26 protein-coding genes and 1 pseudogene are annotated in these 25,012 nt (G+C 44.1%); 1 reads left to right on the top strand and 26 read right to left on the bottom strand.

Annotation, left to right across the window (positions count from 1 at the left end):
- Positions 1-47 precede the first annotated feature (47 nt).
- The 8 genes from JQM82_RS02075 to JQM82_RS02040 all read right to left on the bottom strand — a co-directional run bounded on the left by JQM82_RS02075 (position 48) and on the right by JQM82_RS02040 (position 10,765).
- Positions 48-1,625 carry an AAA family ATPase gene (locus JQM82_RS02075; protein WP_235248284.1) on the bottom strand — a complete coding sequence of 526 codons (1,578 nt, stop codon included), beginning with the start codon at positions 1,623-1,625 and terminating at the stop codon, positions 48-50.
- A gap of 16 nt (positions 1,626-1,641) precedes the next feature.
- Positions 1,642-2,106: a hypothetical protein gene (locus JQM82_RS02070; RefSeq protein ID WP_235248282.1), complete on the bottom strand. Its 465-nt coding sequence runs from the start codon at positions 2,104-2,106 to the stop codon at positions 1,642-1,644.
- Complete coding sequence (locus JQM82_RS02065; RefSeq protein ID WP_235248281.1) at positions 2,106-2,693, bottom strand: zinc ribbon domain-containing protein; 588 nt, start codon at positions 2,691-2,693, stop codon at positions 2,106-2,108. Before JQM82_RS02065 ends, JQM82_RS02070 begins: the two co-directional genes overlap by 1 nt.
- 11 nt (positions 2,694-2,704) lie before the next feature.
- On the bottom strand, positions 2,705-4,432 hold the full coding sequence (locus JQM82_RS02060; protein ID WP_235248280.1) for a hypothetical protein: 1,728 nt from the start codon (positions 4,430-4,432) through the stop codon (positions 2,705-2,707).
- 14 nt (positions 4,433-4,446) lie between these two features.
- Positions 4,447-7,116: an ATP-binding protein gene (locus JQM82_RS02055; RefSeq protein ID WP_235248279.1), complete on the bottom strand. Its 2,670-nt coding sequence runs from the start codon at positions 7,114-7,116 to the stop codon at positions 4,447-4,449.
- A 21-nt stretch (positions 7,117-7,137) separates the two neighbouring features.
- A complete protein-coding gene (locus tag JQM82_RS02050; protein WP_235248278.1) occupies positions 7,138-8,052 on the bottom strand; it encodes a hypothetical protein in 915 nt (304 codons plus the stop codon).
- Between the two features lie 211 nt (positions 8,053-8,263).
- Positions 8,264-9,628, bottom strand: a complete 1,365-nt coding sequence (locus JQM82_RS02045; protein WP_235248277.1) for an MmgE/PrpD family protein — start codon at positions 9,626-9,628, stop codon at positions 8,264-8,266.
- 30 nt (positions 9,629-9,658) lie between these two features.
- Positions 9,659-10,765, bottom strand: a complete 1,107-nt coding sequence (locus tag JQM82_RS02040) for a Gfo/Idh/MocA family protein (protein WP_235248275.1) — start codon at positions 10,763-10,765, stop codon at positions 9,659-9,661.
- 166 nt (positions 10,766-10,931) lie between these two features.
- On the opposite strand from JQM82_RS02040, the gene JQM82_RS02035 reads away from it, so the two are divergent.
- On the top strand, positions 10,932-11,669 hold the full coding sequence (locus JQM82_RS02035) for a helix-turn-helix domain-containing protein (RefSeq protein WP_235248273.1): 738 nt from the start codon (positions 10,932-10,934) through the stop codon (positions 11,667-11,669).
- A gap of 24 nt (positions 11,670-11,693) precedes the next feature.
- On the opposite strand, the gene JQM82_RS02030 is transcribed toward JQM82_RS02035, so the two are convergent.
- The 18 genes and pseudogenes from JQM82_RS02030 to JQM82_RS01945 all read right to left on the bottom strand — a co-directional run.
- Positions 11,694-13,943 (bottom strand): ATP-binding cassette domain-containing protein, encoded by a 2,250-nt coding sequence (locus tag JQM82_RS02030; protein WP_235248271.1) that lies wholly within the window; start codon positions 13,941-13,943, stop codon positions 11,694-11,696.
- Between the two features lie 82 nt (positions 13,944-14,025).
- Positions 14,026-14,925 (bottom strand): ABC transporter permease, encoded by a 900-nt coding sequence (locus JQM82_RS02025; protein ID WP_235248269.1) that lies wholly within the window; start codon positions 14,923-14,925, stop codon positions 14,026-14,028.
- A gap of 3 nt (positions 14,926-14,928) precedes the next feature.
- Positions 14,929-15,849 carry an ABC transporter ATP-binding protein gene (locus JQM82_RS02020; RefSeq protein ID WP_235248268.1) on the bottom strand — a complete coding sequence of 307 codons (921 nt, stop codon included), beginning with the start codon at positions 15,847-15,849 and terminating at the stop codon, positions 14,929-14,931.
- Between the two features lie 31 nt (positions 15,850-15,880).
- Positions 15,881-16,750, bottom strand: coding sequence for an SPL family radical SAM protein (locus tag JQM82_RS02015; protein ID WP_235248267.1), 870 nt, complete (start codon positions 16,748-16,750; stop codon positions 15,881-15,883).
- Positions 16,751-16,785: 35 nt separating this feature from the next.
- Entirely contained in the window at positions 16,786-16,971 is a 186-nt protein-coding gene (locus JQM82_RS02010; RefSeq protein ID WP_235248266.1) for a PspC domain-containing protein, read from the bottom strand.
- A gap of 269 nt (positions 16,972-17,240) precedes the next feature.
- Entirely contained in the window at positions 17,241-17,456 is a 216-nt protein-coding gene (locus JQM82_RS02005; RefSeq protein WP_235248265.1) for a hypothetical protein, read from the bottom strand.
- A gap of 90 nt (positions 17,457-17,546) precedes the next feature.
- The gene (locus JQM82_RS02000) at positions 17,547-17,990 is read right to left on the bottom strand and encodes a helix-turn-helix domain-containing protein (protein WP_235248264.1); all 444 of its coding nucleotides are present in this window, start codon (positions 17,988-17,990) and stop codon (positions 17,547-17,549) included.
- Between the two features lie 10 nt (positions 17,991-18,000).
- Positions 18,001-19,062, bottom strand: a complete 1,062-nt coding sequence (locus tag JQM82_RS01995; protein WP_235248263.1) for an alpha/beta fold hydrolase — start codon at positions 19,060-19,062, stop codon at positions 18,001-18,003.
- A gap of 120 nt (positions 19,063-19,182) precedes the next feature.
- Positions 19,183-19,818 (bottom strand): GNAT family N-acetyltransferase, encoded by a 636-nt coding sequence (locus tag JQM82_RS01990; RefSeq protein ID WP_235248261.1) that lies wholly within the window; start codon positions 19,816-19,818, stop codon positions 19,183-19,185.
- A 2-nt stretch (positions 19,819-19,820) separates the two neighbouring features.
- Positions 19,821-20,891, bottom strand: coding sequence for a ribosome small subunit-dependent GTPase A (gene rsgA, locus JQM82_RS01985; RefSeq protein ID WP_235248260.1), 1,071 nt, complete (start codon positions 20,889-20,891; stop codon positions 19,821-19,823).
- A complete protein-coding gene (locus JQM82_RS01980; protein WP_235248259.1) occupies positions 20,884-21,516 on the bottom strand; it encodes a TetR/AcrR family transcriptional regulator in 633 nt (210 codons plus the stop codon). Before JQM82_RS01980 ends, rsgA begins: the two co-directional genes overlap by 8 nt.
- Before the next feature lie 103 nt (positions 21,517-21,619).
- On the bottom strand, positions 21,620-22,003 hold the full coding sequence (locus JQM82_RS01975) for a hypothetical protein (RefSeq protein WP_235248258.1): 384 nt from the start codon (positions 22,001-22,003) through the stop codon (positions 21,620-21,622).
- Between the two features lie 151 nt (positions 22,004-22,154).
- The gene (locus tag JQM82_RS01970) at positions 22,155-22,808 is read right to left on the bottom strand and encodes an ABC transporter permease (RefSeq protein WP_235248257.1); all 654 of its coding nucleotides are present in this window, start codon (positions 22,806-22,808) and stop codon (positions 22,155-22,157) included.
- A gap of 59 nt (positions 22,809-22,867) precedes the next feature.
- Positions 22,868-23,047: pseudogene (locus JQM82_RS01965) on the bottom strand (ATP-binding cassette domain-containing protein); the annotation flags it as partial.
- A 71-nt stretch (positions 23,048-23,118) separates the two neighbouring features.
- Positions 23,119-23,454, bottom strand: a complete 336-nt coding sequence (locus JQM82_RS01960; RefSeq protein WP_235248256.1) for a sensor histidine kinase — start codon at positions 23,452-23,454, stop codon at positions 23,119-23,121.
- A complete protein-coding gene (locus JQM82_RS01955; protein WP_235248255.1) occupies positions 23,426-23,773 on the bottom strand; it encodes a hypothetical protein in 348 nt (115 codons plus the stop codon). The genes JQM82_RS01960 and JQM82_RS01955 overlap by 29 nt, the downstream gene beginning before the upstream one ends.
- Positions 23,746-24,420, bottom strand: a complete 675-nt coding sequence (locus JQM82_RS01950; protein WP_334302955.1) for a response regulator transcription factor — start codon at positions 24,418-24,420, stop codon at positions 23,746-23,748. Before JQM82_RS01950 ends, JQM82_RS01955 begins: the two co-directional genes overlap by 28 nt.
- Positions 24,421-24,440: 20 nt before the next feature.
- Positions 24,441-25,012: helix-turn-helix domain-containing protein (locus JQM82_RS01945; RefSeq protein ID WP_235248253.1), on the bottom strand; the 572-nt coding region annotated here is incomplete at its 5' end.

Here is a 25,012-nt window from a genome sequence, read left to right as displayed (position 1 = left end):
TCCCATTCTGTATGACAGATAGTCCTCCGCGTCTGTGACATGATCAGCTATACTAATACTTTTCTTGTCTTTGGTCCGCTCTTCTTAAGGGCAATCTGCTCTCCGCCAATCGGTTTTCCGGAAGCCGGCACGGCTCTCTCTTTTCCCCAGTCCCTGATAGACTCGATCTTTTCAGGACTTGTCTGTGAAAGCGGCACAACATTATTGAATGCATTGATAATATTCTCTGCACTCATAACAAAATTATCATTTGCAATGGACCGATATGCCAGATCTCTGACGGTCGACTCCAGATCAGCACCTGTGAATCCATCACTTAATTCTACAATCTTATCTGCAAACTCTCCGCTGAATTCAAGATTCAGATATTTGCGCATATACAGGGCAAGGATATCTTTTCTTTCCTCTGCTGTCGGAAGATCAACAAAAAACAGCTCATCAAAACGTCCTCGTCTCAAAAGTTCTGACGGCAGCATGGATACATCATTCGCAGTTGCAACCACAAACACCTGTTTTTTACACTCCTGCATCCAGAATAAAAACTGTCCTACCATTCTGGTCGATACACCGCCGTCTCCTGATCCTCCTGTGGCTCCGGACAGTCCCTTTTCAATCTCGTCAATCCAGAGAATGCATGGAGATACATTTTCCGCAGTCGTCAATGCATCCTTCAATTGCTGCTCTGACTGTCCCACATAACTTCCCTGAACAGTTGCAAAATCAAGTCGATACAATGGAAGTTTCCAATTGGCGGAAATTGACTTTGCAGAAAGAGATTTTCCACAGCCCGGAACACCAACCAGCAGAATTCCCCGCGGCGGCTGAAGGCCTTTGGAACGGAGCTCATCACGCTTTTCCGGAGTCAGAAGCTCTTTTTTCTCATCCAGCCATTTTCGGAGTCCCGCCAGACCTCCGACGTCCTTGACACTCTCATCTACATCAATTTTTTCAAGCCCGGAGATATCAGAGAACAATCTGTCCTTTGCATAGCGGATCTCATCCATATCAGACTTGCGGATACACTTATTCGCAATCAATGCTGCAATTACATTTTCCGCTTCAATACGGGTCACACCTGCCAGTGTGGATGCTGCCTCCCGAATATCCGTATTGTCCCACTCGATCGGAATCTCATTCCGGTAATCATCAATATACTCTTTGATAATGGAATACATCTCATCTTCATTCGGCAAATCGATCTTGATCGTCATACCCTGGCGCTGCAGCTGATTCCATACAGAATTGTTCGTCAGCACAATTACCATTCCTCCGGATTCATTTGCCAGATTCACAAGTGCCAGTATCTGTTTCGAATCACTGTTTTCCGCACTGAGATCCGGAACCTCTGTCAGTACAATCGTGAGGTACTGTTTTCTCTTCATCTGCTCTGTCATAAAGTCAATTGCTCCATATACCGACTTATCATCGCACAGAGACTTGTCTGTGGAGATATCATATACCCCTTTTGTCAGCGTGTGTGCATAGAACGGAAGCTGAAGTTCATCTGCAATCTCTTTTAACGCATCCAGTGTACGCCCAGGCTCAATCGTATTAATAGAGATAAACGGAATTCGTGCAATTGAATATCTTTTCAGCAGTTCCTTACTTTTGTTAATATCGCTCATTTCAGTCTTCTCCTTTTCAGATAGCATTCACTTTGTGATTTTTCACAATGCTGAGCAGCTTTCCGCTCCTGTCATATTTTCGCTGATTATCCAGTGCAGACTGTTCCAGCTGCTCCTGTCTTTCATTCACATAATCAACAACTAATTGTACATACTGCTGTCTGTCTTTTTCCGGCAATACTGGCAAATTGATAGCTCTTGCCAGAAAAGCATATTCTTTTCTGGCTGTAAGTAATGCCTGAACGAGTGCGCCTTCACTCCATCCTGCTCGCTGCATATCCTTATTCAACTTGTCTGTTGCATGATTCAGCCTGTCATTTACAGCATCAATCAATCTCTTCACAAACCGGTCTGCAACTCCTGCCTGCCATTCGATCGTGCCATTCTGCATTGCTTCCAGAACTTCAAAGTCATCCGATTTGGATTTGAAGATTTCAAGTACATTTACCCATTCTGCATATGTATGTGGTGCCGGTATCATTATCTCTTTTTCCTCCTGACCATAACCTGTGGAGGTACCATATCCCAATCCGGAAGGCCCTTTGCAAATACACTTTCCGGTTCCTGATATACCTCTTTCCGCCTCACTTCTGTATTTTTCACCGGTTCAAGTGCCGGTGCAACAGCCGGTTCTACCTTTTTCACCGGTTCAAATGCCGGTGCAACAGCCGGTTCTACCTTCTTCACCGGTTCAAATGCCGGTGCAACAGCCGGTTCTACCTTCTTCACCGGTTCAAATGCCGGTGCAACAGCCGGTTCTGCCTTTTTCACCGGTTCAAATGCCGGTGCCGCAGCCGGTTCTTCCTTCTTCACCGGTTCAAATGCCGGTGCCGCAGCCGGTTCTTCCTTCTTCACCGGTTCAAATGCCGGTGCAACAACCGGCTCTGCCTTCTTCACCGGTTCAAATGCCGGTGTCGCAGCCGGCTTTGGCTCTTCCGGTTTCACCAGACGTGTGCCGCAAGCTTCACAGAACTTGGAATCTGGTTCATTCAATTTCTGACAGTTCGGGCATGGTATCATTCCTCCCGCAACCGAATTAATAAAATCCGCTTTAGATCTTGCATTCATGGTCTTCCCCCCTACATCTTGATTCTTCTGTTAGTCTCAGCAAGTTTACGTACATACTGATCCGGAGATATCTGCTCCAGGAAGTCTACTACCTTCTGGCTTTCTGCATCCTTTGCGGCATATTCTGCTCTGAAGTCCACCACCTCTGCGAGCGTTGCCCGTATCAACTGCGAACCATTCGTACGTTTTTGTTCATACTGTGCCTCAATACTCTGACGATTTGCTTCAACCTTCTTTTTCTTGGAGAAATGATTCAGTACCAGTCCTGCTCCTGCGATCAGTGCAATCAGACCCAGAAAAACGTTTCCAGCAATAAACATGAACACACCAATTGCGGCAACGGCTGCTCCCGCATACAGGCTGTATGTATCAAATGCGGACATCACACACTGTGCAAGTGCGTTTGCTTTTTCGTTATCTACAAGAGTATTAAACTTGTAGATCAGTTCTGCTTCATTCTGTCCGTCTGTCGTCTTATCATTAAATGTATCAATATTGATCTCAATCTCATTTGGTATTTTCATGCGATTCTGAGCAATCACATCATTATATGCATTACTTACCCATTCTTTTGAAAGTGCAAGTGCAAATTTCTGCGTAGAAACACTGGAATGGGTACTCTCCGGCTTCATTGCCGCATCTGTCAGTAACTGAGTAAAGTCTTTATGCGTTTCAAATGCAGTCTGTTCAATTGTCATACTCTGTTTTGCTCTATTTTCATCTCCGCCAAAATCAACTACAAACTGTTCGAACTTTTCTTCTTTTCTAAGTGGCAATTCTTCATCATCAAAGTCCGTTACGAGACTGTTCAGAATCTCATCCAGCTGTTCCTTGATGGAATCCGTAGATGCTTCCTGCGCAAAGATATTGGTAAAGTAATCCAGCATCTTGGCATGAAGATTGGCTCCTTCCAGAATATCCTCCAGTATCGGCCATGTCTTACTGTATTTCTTCAGGTATACATAAGAATTGGTATCGATCGGCTCCCGCTTGGCATTAATAGCGTCTGACCACTGTGTCGTCTGATTTTCAAAAAAGCCCGGTTTTTCGGAAAGATGTTCCATCCAGTCTCCAATCTGTCTGGAGATCACTCCCTCAGAATCTGCTCCCAGAAGTCCGCCGGCATATGCATCCAGAACAATAATCGCCTTTCTGTCAAGATCTTCTTCATCCTGATTTTCCAGATACCTCTGCGTCCATTTCAGGCATGCCTGTCTACGATCTGCTCTTCTGCAGATCAGAGCAAAAAACAGAGAGGTCTTTTCATCATTGCGTTTAATTCCTTCTTTCAATGCCTTTTCTGCCAGCTCCGGCTGATCATTGATCCACGCAGCCAGCGCAACCAGACAAGGTGCAAGCCAGTATCCCGGTGTAGAGATCATGATTTCCTCCGTTGCACTGCTGATTGTATCCTTCTTTACAATTCCAAGATCATCTGCCTGAAGGATACCTGTCGTCGTTCTTCTTACGATATCATAATGCCCATACTTCTTTTCCAGTTCCTGGCGAATCTTTACCAGACGGGTTTCTGCCTGCCCCAGTCTGTTTGCCCGAACCTGAACATTTACAAAGTCGTGAAACTCAGCAGCAAGACTGCCAATCTCATCATACACAACTTTGACGTCATTTCTTACGCCTCCGATCTCCGAATCCAGAGTCTGAAGATCTCTGTGGATCGCTCCCAGATTATTCTCAATTGCTCTCAGGTCGGCCGGTCGAATTGATGTAACTTCTGCCATATTTAAATCCCTCCTCATTGTGTGTGTATATATCTTAAATAGTCAGCCAGGATTTTTTGCTGCTGCCCATCATTAAGATCTCTTCTCTTCTGCAGAATATATCCGATACAACATCTGCTGACGAAATCGTTTTCCTGATTCAGTCCCTGCATCAGACCTGCATTTAAAAACATGCTCAGAACGGCCGGACGATAATTTCTGGCCGCCCACTTTTCCAATACTTTTTCTGTATCTACCCTGCTGTCAATATAGGTTTTGACTCTGTCGTAATATCTGCATCGGTGTTCACAGAACGTACAGCCCATATGATGCTCTGTAACCACATCATAGCCACTGGCAATCTCCTGTACGCGCCTTTGCACTTCCCGGATCACATCCTGTCGATTCTTCTCGTAAAATGACTGTACCAGCGGAAGCTTGACACATTTGGGTTTATTATCTCCCTCCGCATACACTGCCGCATATCCTCTTCTCAGAGAACTCAGATACTCGATCTGTTCCGGACTCATGTTCATCGCCCGTCCCATAGCTTCTCTGTCCTCAAGAGCGACTGTACGGTGCACGATCTTCAGATTCGTATTTTTTATCGTATCCGGCGCGATCTTTGTCGGAATCTGATCCGCGATAATAATTCCCTGTCCAAAAGTTCGGATCTCTGCAAGCAGATTGCAGAAAAATTCCACCGATTTTGCCCTGGTATTACCTCCTTCACCGCCTTCCGATACATTTTTCAGAAGACGATGTGCCTCCTCGATCATCAGAATATGCGACAGCTCCTTACTTCCCTTTGTCATGAGTGATTTGCGGTATTCATACAACTGTACCAGTAAGATTCCGATGACAAAGGATTTTGTCTCGTCGTCCCCCAGATCCTCCAGTTCCATAACGACCGGTCTCGACAAAAGCTCCCTGATCGGAACCGACTTGTGCGTATTCATCATGGCACCCTTGCCGCCAATCATCAGAGAATATATCCTGGCCTGAAGTGCGGCCTTTACATTCGACTGTACCTCCTGATAATACCCCATATTGTCTACTACTACGGCGATCTTATTATAGAGATCTGTAAGCGTCGGATACTCGGTAAGTCCATACAGATTCCGGTTTTCTACGATGTCCCATCCCCGGTCGCTGTAGATCTCATACACCGCCTTTTCCAGCACATACGGCATCGGTGGATATAGATCAAATGCCGCTTTAAATGTCGACAACAGATAATCTATGTGCGTCTGCAGTGAGATCCCCGGATTCGTTTCAAATGGATTGATACGATATCTGACAGAGGTGTCTGTCGCCTCGGCTCCCAGTGTAAATACCAGAAGATCCTCAAAACCTTTCAGATTCCGCAGTTCCCAGTATTCCCGCTTCGCAGATTCGATTACCATAAAGGGAACCCGATCCCGTCGCTCCCCGGCATTCCACAGCGTATTCAGAATCGACTTGGATGTATTGGTCTTTCCTCCTCCGGTGATTCCGATGATCAAAGCATGTCTTGTAAAATCATTTTTCTCGATACAATATTTATTCTCTACAGACAGACCGCTGTTACGTCCGGCCATGCTGATATCTCCGATCTCTACCGGATGCTGCATACTTCCTTTTGTCCTGTCTGCCACGTCAAATTCTACGTATTCATCTATGTAATATCCCGGAAACTCTTTTGCAGGCAGCTGACACAGAGTTGCCAGTTGATCACTGTTCAGTAATGTCTGAAATTTATAGATATAAAGTGTGATATCCTGCGGAAATCCATCTCTGTGCCATCTTCCCAGCGGATGAAGTTCCTGATTCTCGATCAGATCCGCCATCATATAAGTATTGGATATCACGTCTCTGATGGAATTGTATTCGATCACGCGAAATGGCTCCGGCCTGGACTCTTCCCCGGAAAAACTTGCCTTAATGATATTCCCGAGCCGCATTGCATCCAATTGATTGTCCGACGCATAATACCCGTTCATTCTCCACATTCCTCTGGAGATGCCATCCTTCAGATATCCCTCCAGAATCTCAAGATTTTCAAAATAATTTTTACTGTGAAAGTCCTGCTTCTGTGCCGTCAGATTGCCTTGTGCTCCTCCGGAAACTGTCTGATTAATCAACGAGAAGATCTGTTCCATCTCCTCCAGAATTCTCTCATGTCCAAAGGTCACGGCAATATTACTGATTCCGGAAGCCAGTATGATATAAGAAAACTTTCTTCCAAGCATTCCCCGGCAGATATTCTCTATCTGAAAACTCTTTTTTTCTGCATTCGCCTTATCCGTCGGAATTCCTGTAAAGAGTCCTCCATATTCTCTCGGACAGATCCGCAGCGGATTTTCACGGACATATTCCATATCAATCCCCGGATATTCCGATTCGTAGGAAGATTTCAGGCTATCCAGCAGCACCTTCATTGTGCCGACATAGATATTGATCCCTTCTTCGTCTCCAATGACAGCATATGCAAACGGAACACCATGTCTGGCACAGCTGTTCAGAATATCTCCCACCATCAGCCCCGTATTCAGATTCTCCTCACAAGTCCAGAATCTTGTGATTCCACAGATCTTCAAAAACTGCATGTTCCGGCATTCTTCATATCCGTCGGAACGAAAATTGCCATTGGGGATCATATCCAGTTCTTTTCTGCACACTGCAATATTTTTTTCCGAAGAAGTATAACCATACTGTACGTTCATAATATCATGCCTCGTCTTACGTTATTTTTTCCGTGTAAAGAATATCCCAAAGAGCACACCCAGTATCTTAAGGATGAACGGAAGACCGGTCAGGCATAGTACAATAATAATGGCCCATACAATTCCACCTGTACCAAACGCAGTGGAAATACAGAATAACATCCCGAAAACGATAAGCGTAATAACCCACGCTGCAGCAGCCGGAATTGTACGATCCGGGCGGATTGTCGTTCCGCTCGCCTTATTCTTGATCATCTTTGCGACCACATTATTGTTGGAATCTCTGTATCCATATATCTCTACATCGTTGTTTTCAGCGACTGCACCGGAATTCACTTTTCCATACACAATCACCTGATCACAGGCATTGCCCAGCGCATTCAGTGCACTTCCGGTGTAATCCGGGAACACCTGAAACATTGTAATATCATCATCCAGCGATATCGGAATCCCGGAAAACAGTGCCCGGAACCACTTTCCGATCATAGACTTTTTCTGTGTATCCACCGATATGTTCTTTGTAATTCCGCTGCATATCGGCTGATTTCCTTTGGCAGCTGACTTTACAGCCTGCGCTCCTCCTGGCTTTGTACTCCCTGAATCAACCGTCGTCTGTCCCTGAGACGAAACGGGTACCTGACCCGCCTGATATACCTGCACCTGATCATCCGCTTCCGGAACAATACTGTTTCCATAAGGATCCGTATTTACCAGAGATCCACCACCGCCCAGAAGCACTTTTCTTGTTCTTCCGCTTCCGATCACACGAGTGCTTCCCTTATCATTGCGAGGCTCTGCATAGTCAAGCGCAACTTTTCTTGTGTTATCACTCTGCATCGCAGATGCATAAGGATCCTGCCCGATCGCACACAATTCACACACATCGCCTTCATATTCCACATCATTCACTCCACATATCCTACATTTACAAGCCATAAGACCCTCCCTCGAAACCTCGACAATATCTTATTAAATTTTACAAAATACGAACTTATTTGTCAATGAATCCTATACTGTTGCATGTCTTTTTGCACATCTTTTCGCACAATACAGATAATTTATATTACTTCAGTACATTTTTCTTCTTATTAAAAAGGGGATTATCCCGTCCTTTATTGTCAGGATAATCCCCCTCATACCAATCCTATCATAATATCGAATTCACATATTCTATGAATCCCTTCATATTACTGATCTGCCTAATGTTGGTCAATTTTTCATATAATTCTTCTGCACGATCTGTATCGGAAACATATCGAACACATTCCATAAACTTTTCTTTCAACAGATTTTCCTCAAGTGGTCTTGACGGATCGCCTTTTGCCACCTCGACTTTTTTCCTGTATTTTGTACCGTCCTTCATGCTGATCACTATCTCAGCACCTCCCACTGCATCCGAGGAAAATCTTTGGTCGTCTGCGACTACATCCAGCTTTTTGCATAACGCAGAGATCCTGGGATATATTAATTCTTCTCCATCAAAATCATCCAGTGTAAGCTTCTGAGCTGCCAGCGCAAGAGCCACCCCATAAGGCATACTGAACTTTGCCTGAGAAGGGGAATCCGGATACGGAAAACGGTCATTGTACAAAGCCGTCTCCTGTGCATAACATACGCCGTGGCTTATTTCTTCTATATTCACTGCATATTCTTTTGCAAGTTCCATTGCCGCATCGACTGCACAATGTGTGTCACGACAGGAAGGATACAGCTTTCGAATGATTCCCGGTTCCCGAAAAACAGATATCCTCTCTCCTATGATACGTTCCAGCAGTTCTTCATCCAGCTTCTCCGCAAATGTAGCAAGATAGCCGCTTATATTCTCAAAAGACTCCGGACAACTGTCAAACCCTTTCTGTGCGGCAAGTGCACAGAACACTCCTTTCATGGCGGTATGACCTGCAGAGATATCTTTATTCATATAGCCATATACTGACCGTGTACCGGAAGCTTCATTTACTGCAATTCCCAGTGCATGTATAAGCTGCTCTCTGGTAAGCTGAAGCAGCCTGGCTGCGGCAGTCGTCGCACCGAAGATACCAACCGTTCCGCTGGAATCCCATCCGGCTTTATACCCTTCGGCAAAAAGAGTTCTTCCCAGAGTTCCGGCAATCTCTACACCGGTAATATATGCTTCCAGCACCTCATTCCCCGATGCGCCGACATACTCCCCGACTACCAGAGCCACAGGAAATACGGATATTGTCGCGTGTCCCGCCAGTCCCACAACGATATCGTCAAAATCTCTGACGTGTGCTTCCATCGCATTCAGCATGGCTGCATGCAGCAGATCCGTGCCATATCCAGGAGCACCAATCACACGATATTCTCCCGGCGCACATATATCTGAATACAATTCCTCCATCATCCTGACAGAGCGTTCCTTTGAACCGGCAAGCATACAGCCGACGATCTCTGTGACACTTTGTTCTGCAATCGTACGAACATCCGGGTGGATCGTATCCATATGGATCGACATTGCATAATCAGCAAGTCTTTCTGTAATTGTCATATTGTTTCTCTCCTGTTCTATCTTCTGACACTAACTCCATGTCCACTCCGGAAGCTTGATGATCTCTCCTCCTCGAAGTGCCGATTCATGTGACAGGATTCCGCTGCATGTAATATTTGCTCCCATTTTTGCATTTGGATATGGCTCTCTTCCTTCCAGAATAGAAGAGATAAACTCATGTACCAGATGCGGATGAGATCCTCCGTGGCCGCTTCCCTGTACGAAAGAAAGATGTTGATTATCATCATTATCGTATACACAATGTGTAGTAAATGGACGAATCTCTTCCGGAAGAAGCTTCGCATAATCCGGAACTTCTATATATTCTGCATTTTCTCCACAAAACAGGACATGTTTTCCATCTTCGGTCTGCTGCCATTCAAAACTCATCTTAGAACCATATACATCCACACTTTCCCGGTACTGTCTGACTACATTCCACAGAGATCTGGTCACTTCCGCACACAGATCGGAATCTTTGAATCGGATATGCGTCGTCTCAACCGCAAAAGGTGAGTGGTAATTGTCAATCATGGATTTGTCGATGGTTCCGGAACCAAAGCAGCATACTTCTTCTGCCTGATTTCTTCCCAGTGATAAAGTAGGTGCTATTGCGTGTGTTGGATTCAGCATCGGCGGGAACCCTTTCCAGTAGTCCGGCCAGCCCGTCATATCCTGCGGATGGGATCCTCTTAAAAACTGAAGTTTTCCGAGCTTTCCTGTGCGATACAGTTCCTCCAGATAAAGAAATTCCCGGCTGTAAACCGTTGTCTCCATCATCATATAGACCTTCCCGGATTTTTCCTGTGCATCCACAATTCGCTTACAGTCTTCCACAGACAGAGCCATCGGAATCGTACATGCTGCATGCTTTCCTGCCTCAAGCGCCTTACATATCATATCTGCATGAAGCTGTGGCGGTGTATTGATGTGTACTGCATCAATCTCATCGTCTGCAAGTAATTCATCATAATCCGTATATAGCTTCGGTATCTTCCACTGTTCTCCCAGCGCTTTCAGCTTTTCTTCCGTTCTCTGACAGACTGCCACAAGAGTGGCACCCGGATATGCCTGATAGATCGGTATGAATTCTGCGCCAAATCCAAGACCTACGATCGCTACATTTACATTTTTCAATTTCCGTCCCTCCTTCTTACAGTTTGACTGATTCTTCCTCATTTTATTGACTTTTTTTGTCTATTTCCTATAATTAAATATAGCATATACATATTTGAAGAAAGCGACACGGTTTAGTATATTTACGACATATCATCGGTTTTTTATATATAACAGGAGGATTCATATGACTCGCAAAGTAACAACACTTGATTTTTTAAAAACAGTCTCTTTCTCTTCCCTTTTCAGTCTGTGGGATCAGAATCATGAGACCAGCTTTTTTCTAAAAGATACGAACGGCGTTCTGGTGTTTGTCAATGACGCACTCGTATGCCAGTATCATCTGCAATCCAAATCTGACATCATCGGAAAAACGGATTTTGACATCCTCCCCTGGCATCTTGCTGCCAAATATCGCAACGACGATCTGCACATTCAGGAAACCGGACAACCCATGCCTGATATCTATGAACTGGTGGTGTCTCCCTCCGGTTCTCTTCGCTGGTCAAAGACCAGTAAGTATCCGGTCTTTGACACGAATGAGCAGATCATTGCCATTCAGGGTACAATGGATTATCTGAGTCTCGACCGACTGATCATGCAGAAGGCAACAAAACTTTATTATATCTTGCCCTACATAGACGAACACTACTCCACATTAACCGTCACCTCTCTTGCCAATGCCTTGAATCTGTCGGTGCGCTCTCTTCAGAGATACTTTAAGCTCCATCTGAACATGACACCGATCGAGTTCGTTACCTGTATAAAACTGCAGAAAGCCTGCGAACAGCTGAAGAACGGAAAGAACCTTCAGACTGTCAGCAGGCATTGTGGATTTTGTGATCAAAGTTATTTCACCAGAATATTTCACAAGCACTTTGGGATCTATCCAAAAGAGTACATCAAAAAATACTGCCGCTCCTGAGCAACAGATCTCTTTTTCATGGTTTTATGATTCTGCAAGATACTTTGCCGTGATCGTATGCCCGTTACTCAGCATCTCGAGAGGTGTTCCGGTAAATACAACTTTCCCTCCGTGTGTTCCGCCATCCGGTCCGATATCAATGATATAATCTGCCATCTTCATGACATCTGTATTATGCTCAATGACGATCACAGTATTGCCGTGCCGAATCATGGATTCGAATAATTCCATTAATGTACGGATATCAGAAGCATGCAGCCCGGTGGTAGGCTCATCCAGCACATAGATGTGCCCTTTTCCGCGCAATTCTTTTGCAAGCTTTACTCTCTGGCGTTCTCCGCCGCTTAAGGTTGATAACGGCTGTCCGAGAGACAGATAAGGCAGTCCCACCTCCAGAAGTGCCTCCAGATGCTTCCTGATCTTTGTATTATCCCGAAAGAATTCTGCCGCATCTTCTACGCTCATATCCAGTACTTCTACAATACTTTTTCCCTGGTACTTACACTGTAGTGCCTCCTCACTGTAACGCTTTCCGCCACAGCTTTCACAGACAGTGGTTACCGGATCCATAAATACCAGTTCTGTGGTGATGGTTCCCCGTCCTTTGCAGGCCGGACAGGCTCCTTTGCTGTTGAAGGAAAAAAGTCCCGCATCTTTCTGACAGGCTCTGGCATATACCTTACGAATTTCGTCAAAGAATCCAAGATACGTACAGGCCGTCGAACGCCCCGTTGCAGTGATTGCGCTCTGATCCACCAGAACCACACGATCCTCATACTCTTTGGCAAACACATCCCGGATCAGAGAAGATTTACCCGATCCCGCAACCCCGGTCACAACAGTAAGCACACCCAGCGGAATATCTACATTCACATGCTTCAGGTTGTGAACAGCTGCATCTCTTACCTGCAGCCACCCGGTTGGTTTTTCCGGTACTTCCTTTACCGGAATCTTTTCTTTCATCGCATCACCGGTTCTGGTACCGGACAAAAGCAGATTTTCATAACTACCCTGAAACAGGATCTGTCCGCCGCCCTTTCCCGCAAGCGGTCCCACATCAATCACCTGATCCGCAATGCGGATGATATCCCGGTCATGCTCCACCACCAGAACCGTATTTCCCTTGTCTCTGAGGCTCTCGAGCAGACGGATCATCCTGTGAACATCTCTTGGATGCATCCCTGTACTGGGCTCATCAAAGATATAGATCATCCCCGTCAGAGAACTTCCCATATAACGTACCAGCTTCAGTCTCTGTGCTTCACCTCCCGACAGCGTGGAAGACTCCCGGTTCATACTGAGGTAAGGCAGGCCTATATCAATCATGCGGCCCAGCGCTTCCGTCAGTGATCGTACAATCGACTGCGCTCTGGGATCCGTAATCTTCTTAAGTTCCTCATACAGCCTTGAAAATTCCATCTCGCACATGTCCATGATGTGATATCCATGAATGCGACAGGATAAAGCTTCCGGATTCAGTCTGGCCCCTTTGCAGTCCGGACATACGATCTCATCCATATATTGATTGATCTTCTTCAGTGTATGGTCACTTTGTTCCTCCGGCCCCTTCATCAGACAGAGCCGTTTAAACTGGTTATATACACCTTCTATTTTCTTGTCCAGTCTTTCCCCGTCTTTGGTACGACTTCCATACAGAAGAATATTCTGTTCCTCTTCCGACAGATCCTTCCATTTCTTATGAACGTCAAACAGATCCGGTCTCCGGTACAGCTTCCAGTAATATTTTCCCGGTCCAAAGGCCGGAAGATGAAAGATTCCTTCCTCATACGTCTTTTCTTCATCGATCAGCTTATGAATATCCAGTTCCATGATCTTTCCGATACCCGCACAGGTTTTACACATCCCATTCGGATTATTAAAGGAAAAATAAGATGCCGGTCCGATATGTGGTTCCCCGATCCGGGAAAAAAGAAGCCGTAAAGAAGCATACATATCACTGATGGTTCCCACGGTAGACCGGGCGTTTCCGCCCAGCCTGCTCTGATCGATCACAACGGAAGGATTCAGATTATCAATGTATTCCACATTCGGTTTTTCGTATTTGGGAAGCCGCCCCCTGACCCAGGCAGTATATGTCTCGTTCATCTGACGCTGACTCTCTGCAGCAATCGTATCAAATACGATACTCGACTTTCCGGAACCGGACACACCGGTAAATACAACAATCTGATTCTTCGGTATTTCCAGCGATATATTCTTCAGATTGTTCTGCTTTAGTCCTCTGATTATGATTCGATCAGTCTTCATCTTCATGATTCATCCTCCTTCATTTCTATTCAATCTGGAGTCATTGTACAGTCTCCCCATAAGGGGAGAGTCAAGAGCATATTTTCGTTTATCCCTGATTCTTTTCCGGAACTGCAGTCATCACAAGATATACTGCTCCCAGCAACAGCACTGCCCCGATCATTATGATCAGCATTTCTGTCGTGGTGACTACATGACCACGGAACACCGGATTGCAGTCCAATGAATCTGCGATTCCCGTAACCACCTCACCCGGAAACCCTTTCGCTTCCATCTCTTCAAACACGCCTCGAAGCATGTGATTCTTAAGCATGGAAGTTCCATATGTACTGGGAAGATATGACATTCCCTTCTGCAGACCCTTCGAAAAATTTGAGATTGGCATATATGCGCCGCAGACGAATCCATAACCTGCACTTACAATGGTGCCTACCGCAGACATCTGCCCCTGTGTCTTCAACGGATAGCATACGATACTGGACAGAACCGTACCAAAAAGGATCAGAACAACAATATCAATCACCAGTAACACAATATCTCCTGCATTCAGATACCATCCCATTGTCTTGATATATGCCAGGCATATGACGAGTGCCAGAAGATTCACCATCAGTGAATTCAGTACCGTAGAGAAAAAATACCCAAGATATATGACAGGCTTTTTCACAGGTGCCACATTAAAGTCTTTCCTTGAACCATTGGCTCTGTCCTGAATCATTGTCAGATTCACACAGAATGTTACTGTAACACAGCTTACTGCAAGAAGAGCTGCTGCAAGCTGTGAAGCAACCGTCCCGTTAATCAGTTTCTCTGACACATCCATGAATTCCGGAAGTGATGACTCAAATGACTGCTTATACACATTTGCCAAAAAGGTACCGTATAAAACGATCAGAATGATTGGCGTGATCAGAGAGGAAAAGAGCATTCCTTTATCTCTGAAAAACAACTTCCTGTTTCTGTTAATCAATGCGAATAATGTTTTCATAACCTACTGATTCTCCCCTCCAAGTGACTTTCCGGTAACCGCAAGGAACACATCATCCATGCCTCCTTTGACCACCTCATAGTCTCTGAACAACCCCTGATGAGACACAATTAGCTTTGTAGCAGCCGCCGTTGAAGAAACGGCGATCTGGTATCCGTCGCGGATGGCTTTATATTCCATACCCAGTGTTTTTATCTCCTCTTCTGTTACATCATACAGGGACACATAATCCTGCACATAGCGGTTCTTAAGTTCCAGGGGGGTACCTTCCGCAACAATACTTCCACTGTCAAGAATCACAACATAACTCGCAGAAGCTGCCTCCTCCATGTAATGTGTTGTTAAGAATACCGTCATATTCTCCTCGGTTCTCAGATGTTCAATGACATTCCAGATCAGTTTCCTGGTCTGCGGATCCAGACCTGTGGTCGGCTCATCCAGGATCAGGATTTCCGGTCTGTGGATCAGCGCCCTTGCAATATCGATCCTTCTTCTCTGCCCTCCGGAAAGCTTTCCGACCGGCCGATTCATAAACGCCTTAAAATCAAGTATTTCTGACAATTCTCTTAATCTGTTCTCAAAATCTTTCCCTGTAATTCCATACAGGGCCGCACGGCTTTTCAAATTTTCCTTCGCCGTCAGCGGCCGATCCAGAATGCTGTCCTGAAACACAACCCCAATCGCTCTTTTGGTTTCCTCCATCGAATGTTCCGCATCCATACCATTTACCAGTACTGTTCCGCTGTCTTTTTGAAGCTGACCGCAGATGATGGAGATCGTCGTACTCTTTCCGGCACCGTTGACTCCCAGAAACGCAAACAATTCTCCTTTTTTCACCTGAAAGCTCAGATCTCTTACCGCTTTTACATCACCAAACGATTTGTTTAAATGTTCAATTTTTATGATGGTATCTGATTGATTCATAAGTTAATATCCTCCAGTTTTTTTGCAATACTTAAAATAAGGACAACTGTTCTCCGGCCAGTTTATCCTCGAACCTATGCATATATTCAAATAATTGATTCGTTCTGTATTCTATCCCGGCCTCTGTACATTTCCTTCGCACCAGATTCATCAGTTCTTTCTCCTGTGGCACCGGAAGTTCATAGGCATTCCCGTAAGTTCTGATATACCGCTCTTTCATTCCCGGAAAATACTGATCCAGTTTTTGATAAAAGTACTGCCGATCCCCGTCCCTGAGCGTTACTCCAATTCCGAAAGTCATGATTCCATATACTTCTGCTTTCCGGCATTCCTCCAGCAACTGCATCATATTTTCTTCGGTATCATTGATAAACGGAAGAATCGGTGTCATCCATACGATTGTAGGAATCCCTTCTTCTTTCATAATATTCAGCACTTCAATCCTGCGCTTCGTCGTACAGACCTGCGGCTCCAGTATCCTGCACAGATCTTCCTCGTAAGTCGTCAATGTCATCTGAACAACACACTTTGTCTTTCGATTGATCCTTTTCAAAAGATCCAGATCCCGCAGGATCATATCCGATTTTGTCTGAATCGAAAGCCCATACCCATACTCATCGATCAATTCCAGACAACGCCTTGTCAGCCGAAGATTTTTTTCCAGATGCAGATACGGATCGCTCATAGCCCCGGTGCCGATCATACATTTTTTCCGTTTCCTGCGAAGTGCCTGCTCCAGAAGCCCGGGTGCATTGATCTTCACCTCAATATCCTCAAAATCATGGCTCATCTGGTAGCAGGTGCTTCTGGCATCACAGTATATACAGCCATGTGTACATCCTCTGTATATATTCATTCCGTTCTGTGCCGAAAGAATTCCTTTTACATTTACTTCATGCATGTCCTGATCTCCTGTATCTCTCACACCCGTCAGCATTACGGAGTTGGCGGAATGATGATTGCGGCAATAATATATGCCAGAATCCCGCTGCCTCCCATAACACAGAACAATACCCAAAGAAGCCTGACAAATGTAGGATCCACATTCAGATATTCTGCAATACCACCGCAGACACCATCCAACATTCTATTTTCTTTTGATTTATAAAGTCTTTTGTTCATCTTTTCATTCCTCCGCTGATTGATTTCATTCAAAAGCATCTTTCCCTGTCTTTACAACCATTATAAAAAACATTCTGTTAACCCGATAGATGTATTTTGCAGTGAAATGTGTCATTTTTATAGCGCCGGTAGATACACAAAGCCGATGTCCTGTGAGCATTCTCACAAGTCATCGGCCATACCCTTACCACCTTAGCATCCTTCGCTGCACCTGTGACAGCCTCTCCATGGATCCCATCTTCCCATACATTCTTCAGCTCCGATAATGATTATCGATTGTTATTTTTGTCTTCCGCTTTCGCTTCATTTCCTTTACAGATTCCATTTCCGTTATGGCTGCCAATCACCTGATTTTTCCGTGGCGAAAATATCATTCCTAACAAAACTCCCGTCAAAAACAACACAGCACCCGAAAGTACAATCTCACGGCCGGTGTATTTCCCTTCATTGATGCTGTTGATTAAAAGTTCACATTTCTTTCTCATATTCGTCTCCTTTTCATGTTGTATATGATTAATTATACTCTTTCTCCATACGTTTCGATAGGTACATATTATAGGTAAATGTGCCTTTTTTCAGAAATCCTCTGATTTTATGGAAGCAAAGTTCATGGTCTCTTTCACCTTTGCCTCAAAAACTTCCGCAGGAACAAGCGCGATTCCCTCCTGATCATCACTTAGAACAATTAATCTCTGTCCTCCGGTAAGACCAAATATATCCCGTACCGCCTTGGGGATGACAAGTTGTCCCCGTTCATTGATTGTAATGGATCCCCAGATGTTTTTTCCTTTCGGTGCCGGCGGTATGGCCGTTTTCCCATCGATTGTCTCCGATTTTAACAGACTGTCAATTGTAATTCCATATACGTCTGCCAGCCGCTTACATTTTTCAATATCGGGAATCGTAGCACCACTCTCCCATTTTGCATATGCCTGACGTGAAATACCGATTTTTTCAGCCAGTGTTTCCTGTGAAAATCCATGGATATTGCGCAGCATAATCAAATTTTCTTTTAGCATCGTGTCCTCCTTACTCCTGCAGCGAATTTACTGCTGTAATATAAACATCACTGTGAACCGTATGTATGATGTGGTCGCTGGTATCTGTTTCGACCAGACGGCAGTTGTCGCCAATATAAGACACCGCACGTTCTGCCTGTTCACGGGATGCGGCACAAAGCAAAGTCCCGTTTTCGCTGATACTCTCTTTTGCATGTAGATATATGCAGGGAACCTTAATTGAAGACAGTATCTCTTCATGTGTCAATCCGTGATTCCAGCTCAGATCATAGAACCTCTCACCATATGCAAAATCATACTCTTTTGCATATTCGAATACAAACCATATTGAAGACGGAAGAAATCCAATCCGAACCGCTTCATCCGGATGCTTCTGATGATACTTTTCCGCATAATCTGCGATACCGGGCATGGCATTCTTCATAAACAGTTTCCCCCAATAACAATTTCTCAGATAATATGCTTCCCAGCATTCTTTTTTTGCAGACTCATTATAGTCGTGAAGCGGCTGATAGGTGTCCAGATATGCAAAACTTTCTTCCCATCCCTCTCCTTCTGTAGAGAAGATCGGAGGATCTTCCAGCACCGCACCTGCTATATTTTTACCGCCAGAAGCTGCAAGATAAGCAGCCGTAATTGCTCCATTGGAATGTCCCGCCACAACCGTAGGACTACCTATCACATGATCAATAAACCAGATCAAATCATCACCGTTTACATCAAGATAATACAGGTTCTCGTCATGCGAAGATTCTCCATGACCATATACATCTACCGCATAGATATGCCAGTTTTTACTTAGCTCAGGCAGTACAAGTGCATAATCTTCCCACATACTCATCTGTCCGTGGATCAGCAGAAGTGCCGGTCTGTCATTCTCCACTTCTCCATAGTTTATTATGCTTCCGTCAGGCAGTGTTACCTGCTTTTCTTCTGCTCTCACCTCTTTTAGTGCTTTCTCATACTTATCGTACCAGTGCATATTTTTGTACCAGTAAAAACCAAAAGCCGCTGCCAACATTACAATTACAATCAAAACAACTATCCCAACTATTTTCATCACTTTTTTCATAAGTATCCTTTCTTTTTCTTCTTAATCTTATGAAAATTGTAATCTATAGTTGCCCGATAATCCATGACACAAAGATGTCAAAATCATCAAATTTTTGTTATGTCTGGTTGCCCCATATGATCATTCTTCCTGGAATAACTGTCCCGGAAGTTTTAATTTTTCCTTTATCGGAAACTCCTTATCAAATGTTTCCACCTCTGCTTTATCCACATAATATCCCTGTGGTGTTGCATACTCACCGGTAATGCCATTCAGATATCCCGGAATCAATTCCTTACACAAAAAGAAGGTCGCATCTTCTCCTTCCGGCAAGCCATGATAACGAATGCCGAAGGTACTTGCCGTGGTAAATCCACTCTTGCCATAAAAGTCAATGTTGCCTTCAAAGCAAACAGCGCCACAGCCAAGTTCCTTCGCTTTTTCTAATGAATAGTCCAAAAGAATTTTCCCATATCCCTTTCGCTTTCGTTCCGGTGTAATGCAGATCGGTCCCATCGTCATGATCGGGATCTCTCTGCCATCATCTGCCTTGATCTTTGCTCTCATAAACATGTTCTGACCAATCAGCCTGCCATCCTGTTCCATCACAAAATCAAGTTCCGGAACAAATGCCGGATCGTCTCGAAGCTGATTCAGCACATAATGCTCATAGCATCCCGGACGATAGACATTCCAGAAACTTTCTCTTACCAGATTTTCTACTTCTCGATATTCTTCTTCTTTTTCTAAGCGAATATTAACATTGTTCGTATTCATTTTTATCCCTTCCTGTTTCTTTTATTGATTTTTGCAATCGTTTTAAATTTTTGCTTTTTTTCAGCCAAATACCCTTCTGTATCTTCCGCATATCGATTCTCATTCATCAGTTTTTGATAAGAACGAAGTCGATCAATCGCTAATTTTCCTTGTTCCACAGCCTCCTGCACCGCACAGCCCGGTGTGCCTGCAAAATGTGTACAATTACGGAACCGACATTTTCGTGCCAGTTCCTCGATATCTGAAAATGTCTGATCGATTCCGTCTCCGGCATCCCACATCCCAAGTTCACGCATTCCCGGTGTATCGATCACCATGCCTCCGGACGGCAATAGGATCAGCTCACGATGCGTTGTCGTATGCCGTCCTTTATCATCATTTCTCAGTCCATTGGTATCCAGATATTTTTTCCCCAGAAGACAATTGATCAAGGTAGACTTTCCCACACCGGAGGAACCGATAAATGCGATGGTCTTTCCCTCGGTAAGATACGGGTATATCTGCTCATAACCTGTTTGCTCCTTCGCGTTTGTCACCAGAATATCCACACCTGCTGCAACAGAAGACACTTCCATAATCTTATGATCCAGATCCTCACACAAGTCCGATTTTGTCAGTACAACAATCGGTAATGAACCACTGTTCCAGGCAATCGAAACATAGCGTTCTAATCGTCGAAGATTAAAATCGTTATTCAGGGACATACACAAAAAAACGGTATCAATATTGGCAGCAACCACCTGCTCCTCATTTTTTTCACCGGCAGCTTTTCGGATAAAACTGCTTTTTCGCGGAAGCACATGATGGATCACTGCGTTGCCGCCATTTTCATTCCAGTCCACCATCACAAAATCACCGACTGCCGGATACTCTGATTTTGTCTGTATCTCATAGTGAAATCTTCCTGATATCTCTCCCAGTTTTTCTCCTTGTGAAGAAACCAGCCGGTATATTCCTTTTTCCTGCGAAAGAACCCGCGCAACGTTCAAGCCTGCAAATTGCTCCGACGATTTTTCAAAAGTCTCAGACAGACCATACTGTCTCATAGGAACCTCATTTTTCATATCACTCATTCTCCTCTCCCGGATTCAACATATGACTCTGTATAAAATGTTTCGTATGATTGCTGATAATATCGATATACTCCTCATTATTCCCGGCTTTATCGGACATACTGATCAGAAGAAAAAGCGGAGCATAATATTCTACCGCAAGCTGTCTGGGATTTTCCTTTTTCAATACGCCTTTTTTTATCAGCTCGCGAAACAAGTCTTCCATATATGCAACCGGTCCCGCAATCAGACACTGGCTGTAAAGCTCTGCCATTTCTTCATTTCTGTACTGCTCCAAAGTTAACATTTTTCGAAACGGAGATGCAAAATCATCCTCTGTCCAAAATATTAATTGTTCAATGGTATACTTTTGAATATCCTTCACAGATGTATGTTCATATGAGTCCGGCATTGTATCATATTGTTCAGCCGGCACCCGGTAATCCCTGGCACGTTTTGCGTCAATCTGTATCATTCGTTCAACAATGCTGTCAAAGATGGCACGCTTGTTTTTATAATGCCTGTACAGTGCACCTTTTGTTATGTTAAGCTCCTCAGCAATCGTTCTGACAGATACAGCCTCATAGCCATCCCTTGCAAATAACTGCAATGCCGTTATTAATATCTTCTCCTTTGTATCAGCCATATTGCATTCCCCCATGTGACATGTAATAGAATCATTCTTTTCGCACTTGTAAACGGTCGTTTACATACATTTTAGTAAACGACCGTTTATTTGTCAAGTGTTTCTATTTTACAACTTCATTCCACTCTGCCCCGTCCTCGTCCGTCCAAGTATCCGTTCCGTTATAGGTAAAATGCCGCTCTATACGATCCAGATAAGTTCCATCTGCCAATTTATATACGGTCGTCTTATCTCCACGAAGATTTACAATCTCTACTACATCTTCTCCCGGATAATTGCCTTCTGCATTCGTTTTTTCTGTTGCGTCACCCGCTGGCTCATTTCCTGCTTCTTCCTCTTCTTCCGAAACGGTTATCTCCAATTCTCCCGCATCCTGCGTCTCTTCTTTCTCTGTACTGCCTGAGTCCTTTTCGTCTGACTTTACGCTGCAGGCACAAAGTGTGATAGACAAAATAACAACCATTACACCCAAAATTACTTTTTTCATGTACATACTCCTTTCCTCTCTATAATACTCTGCAGGGCATTTCCAACTGCATATAAGCCATTACTTCTGTCGATTCCTTTCTTAGATTATCACCAAATGCAAAAACAGGCTTCCATCACACGGATTTAGGCCTGTTTTACACGGAATTATCTTAATTGGCAAATCGTATTCTGTCGATCAGTGATTCCTTCTTCAACGATTTTTCAATTACAACTACCAGAATAATCTGTACAAATATAAGCAGGGCAATCATAATAAGAGCGACTTCCAGAGGATAATGATAATTTCTGATACTGAACATTCCATGTTCTCTTGCCCATAAGAAAACCGGATATCCTGCCAGACTTCCACCTCCGATTGCAACAATCAACGTTCCGACTGTGTAAAATAATCCTTCGAACTGCAGCATTTTCAAAAGCTGCGAGTCTGTCATACCGACCGCCTGCAGCATACCGATTTCTTTTTTCCTGACATGGACACTGTGAATCATCGTATTGATCATATTCATGATGCAGATCGCCCCCAGGATCCCAAGAAATGCATAGCAGGCACCTCTTGTCAAAGTCATCGAAGACTTCCACTCATCATAATAAGATTTCCAGGTCTCCATCTGAATTCTGCCATTTTCTTCAATCATTGTCTTCAACTTTGCTTCTACATCTGCATCATATTTTTTGTTTGCAAAAATACGGTAATACATATTCAGATTATAGCTGCTGAAGGATCGAAGCCCTTCCTCTGCCATGATGAGATAGTTATATCTTGTAAATCCCAGATCATAGTCTCCGATCGCTGCAATCTCCAATTGTTTCCGGCATTTCTCGTCACCGTTCCGGGTTACGACATCAATAACATCTCCTATGTATTTCCGGTCGGCTCATCCGCCAGAATAATTGCCGGCGAGCTTACTAATGCTCTTGCGATGGCAACTCTCTGCTTCTGTCCACCGGATAAAGTATTTGGCATAGCCTCCACCTTATCCTCGAGTCCGATCTGTTCCAGTATTCCCATGATCTCTTCTTTCTTTGCTTTCCTTCTTTCTATTTTTGATATTCTAATCTGATCTCCCGGACGTTACAAAACCCTTACAAAAACAATTACAGTTTTGTAAGGGTCTAATTTTTTTCGGAATCCAATAACGGAAGCATAATCTGAAAGATACTCCCACTCCCGTTTTTTCTTTTCGCAACAATGGAACCACCCTGCTGCTCAATAATATTTCTTGCAAGGTACAGACCTACGCCTGCCCCTTCCTTAACAGTATTCTTCGTATTGCTGCCCCGGAAAAATCTCTTGAATATCTCATGTAATTCCCCTTCCGGAATTCCGATTCCCTCATCCTCAACCCGAATCAGGACATGGTTTACCAGACAGTTCACATGAATACTGACTGTGGTTCCGGACGGCGAATACTTCAGTGCGTTATCCAGGACATTGACCAGTGCTTCCACGGTCCATTTCCACTTGTATTATTCTGTATTTCATTGACGAGGTGAATAAATAATATGTAACCGCCAGGGCAATCCTTGTCAGCAGAATGAGCGCCACCATAATCAGAATATCGATCCGAATGTTCTTACCTGCATAATACTCAATATTCTCGTTCAGTCCATCGGCAATCTCCGGATAAATAATGGATAATTCCCTTTTTTGCTCTTCTAGGATTCGATTCTCAGATAATACTTTGCATACAAAAACAGTTACGATCAGTGCTGTCACACCCAGAATCAGGCATATTACCTTTACTTTTTGTTTACCTTTTCCGTCCATAAATATCCAAGTCCCCTAACATTTTCAATGCAGTCTGTTCCAAGCTTATTCTTAAGCCGGCTGATGTTGACTGCCACGGTGTTATCATCCACAAACTGCCCATCCAGTCCCCATACCTTTTCAAGAATACTGTCCCGGGAAAGAATATGCCCTGCATTTTCAAGAAGAAATATCAGGAGCTGTAACTCCGTTTTGCTTAATGTAACAGGAGCTCCTGCTTTTTTCACCTGCATATCATTTACAAACACCTCGATATCATCCGAAACATACACTCCCTGTTCATGATTGCCCAATCTTCTCATAAAAGCATTGACTTTCGATGTGAGGATATTCACAGAAAAAGGTTTTGTGATATAATCATCCGCACCGGTATCATATCCGTTTACAATATCGATTTCCTGATCCATCGCTGTCAGATAGATCAATACTGCATTGCTTTTTTCCCTTACCTTATGACCAAAATCCAATCCATTTCCATCCGGCAAAATAATATCGCTAATGACAAGGTCGATATTTTCTTTGTTGAATATGGATTGTGCTTCCGCTATCGAATAAGCAGAATACACATGATATCCTTCCTTGCCGAGCTTCAGAGTGATTCCTCTGTTTAAGTTTTCATCATCTTCAAGTAATAAGATATTTTTCATCATTTTTGTTACCATTTAAACTACTCATTCGGTGATATAATAAATGTAACCTTTCTCACCTTTCTCCCTTCCGCCGGTTTGTTTTGTACATATTTTTGAATGAGATCTCCATAAGCCTTGATAAAATCCATCGTTTCCTCATCACTCATCATCAGAGAAGCTGATGCGACCGTAAGAAGATCTCTATGCGGATCGGGATTCTCTCCGTGAAAATATCGATAAAATTCTCCCTGCAGTCCCATCAGTGCCGACTGGATCAGACCACTATACTCCTCATTGGTATTCTCATAGGGCACCTGCGATGCAATTGCATAGGTCTTCTCCACAGAACCACGCTTAAACTCTTCCTTCACCACAGTAATGATCTCCGCATCCAGAAGCACTTTTATATGGCGATAAAGACTGGCTCTCGGAATATCCGGCAGTTCCTCCCCAATCTCTGCAGATGTTGCCTCTTTTTTTATCATGATGACCTGTATGATTCGCTGGCGTGTGGCATTCATACAGGCTTCCATATAATCTTTTTTCATATCTGTTCCCCACTGCTTTCCTTCCGCCTCCGGATGGCGGTACAATCTGTTCATCATAATTC

This window comes from Faecalicatena contorta (genome assembly GCF_021531995.1).
Taxonomy (GTDB): Bacteria; Bacillota; Clostridia; order Lachnospirales; family Lachnospiraceae; genus Dorea_A; species Dorea_A contorta_A.
Note: the sequence above shows the minus strand (reverse complement) of the source record. Positions and strands in the feature narration are given on the sequence as shown.